The 1,367-nt window shown below is 46.1% G+C and carries 1 protein-coding gene; it reads right to left on the minus strand.

Annotation, left to right across the window (positions count from 1 at the left end; all coding sequences use genetic code 11):
• Positions 1–143: 143 nt before the first annotated feature.
• Entirely contained in the window at positions 144–953 is an 810-nt protein-coding gene (locus tag MXE41_RS12960) for a flagellin (RefSeq protein ID WP_247100887.1), read from the minus strand.
• Positions 954–1,367: the final 414 nt, after the last annotated feature.

Consider the following 1,367-nt stretch of genomic DNA (forward strand, 5'->3'; position numbering starts at 1 on the left):
ATCAAAAACACCTAAATGCACAATTGTTTGTACACAGATTTTGAGTCATTTAACTGCCATACAAGTTGTATTTTAGACATAAAAAAACTACCTCGAGGGTAGTTGCTTATAAACGGCTTATATATGCTGTTTTATGCCAAGGGTCAAAACCATAGGGTGTGGCGATTGTTTTGTAAAGCGCCAAGACCTGCTCTTGAGCTGTCAATGGCACCAATCATCTTATCCATGGATTCGATGACCAGCTCAATATTTTCCTTAGTATCGAGCTTGATATTGTTTACAGCTTTTGCGCCCTGAGCATCGAAGGCCGCAAACTTCTTAAGATCAGCCTCTGCAACACCGCCGTTTCTTGCAATCTGAGAGAACTTTGCAGAGAGAACGTCAAAGGTAATGGTATCGCCCTTATTGGCACCTACCTGGAGAGTAAGAGTACCCTTTGAGCCACCACCTGCCTGACCTTGCTGACCTGCTGCCTTACCGTAAATAGTATTCTCTACAGCAGCACCACCACCGCCAGCTTGACCGCCATCAGCACCGTCCAGCACCAACTTGCCACCAAAGCGGGTCTGGGTAGCAATACGGCTGATCTCAATAGCCAGAGCAGTAGCTTCCTTGGACAAAGCAGTACGGTCATCAGCAGTGTTGGTGCCGTTATTGGCCTGAACAGCCAGAGTACGAATCTTCTGGAGCATGCCAGTCATTTCGTCCATGGCGCCTTCGATGGTCTGAGCCAGAGCAATACCATCGGAGGTATTGCGGTTACCCTGGTTGAGACCGTTGATCTGAGTCGTCAGACGGCTGCTGATTTGTAAGCCAGCGGCATCGTCCTTGGCACTGTTAATTCTCAGACCCGACGAGAGTCTCTGGTATGTGGTCGTCAGCTGATTCTGTACGTTATTGAGATACCTGCGGCCGTTTAATGAGCTCACATTAGTGTTTACGTATACTGCCATTTCCTAACCTTTTGATAAAGCAAATTCTGTATCGGAAGATGAATTTTTCAGGGCCGTTGAGCTCTGTCATCACATGCTTAATCCTAACGGCGCCTCATCATGATCATTTAGGACAGCCAGATTTCCATCTCAAGTAAAAAACATACATCTTAACCCACACTCATAGATACCCTCCAATGCCGCCAAAAATACCATTCGCAGGTCGGTCATAATGATTTCGTGCACAAAAGTAACATCAAAAATTAATATCGATATATTTGCATATGAAGTTAAAAATCAATATAACTGACTTCATTGAGGCAGTGAGGTAGTGAGGTAGTGAGGTAGTGAGGTAGCCAAAGGGCAGAGGGTAGAGGGTAGAGGGTAGAGGGTAGAGGGTAGAGGGTAGAGGGTAGAGGGTAGAGGGTAGAGGGT

Source organism: Anaerobiospirillum sp. NML120449 (assembly GCF_023051105.1).
In the GTDB taxonomy this organism is placed as follows: Bacteria; Pseudomonadota; Gammaproteobacteria; order Enterobacterales; family Succinivibrionaceae; genus Anaerobiospirillum.

What these genes read in the sequence shown, in the direction of transcription:
- MXE41_RS12960 (WP_247100887.1), bottom strand. Translation starts at nt 953, where the DNA reads ATGGCAGTATACGTAAACACTAATGTGAGCTCATTAAACGGCCGCAGG.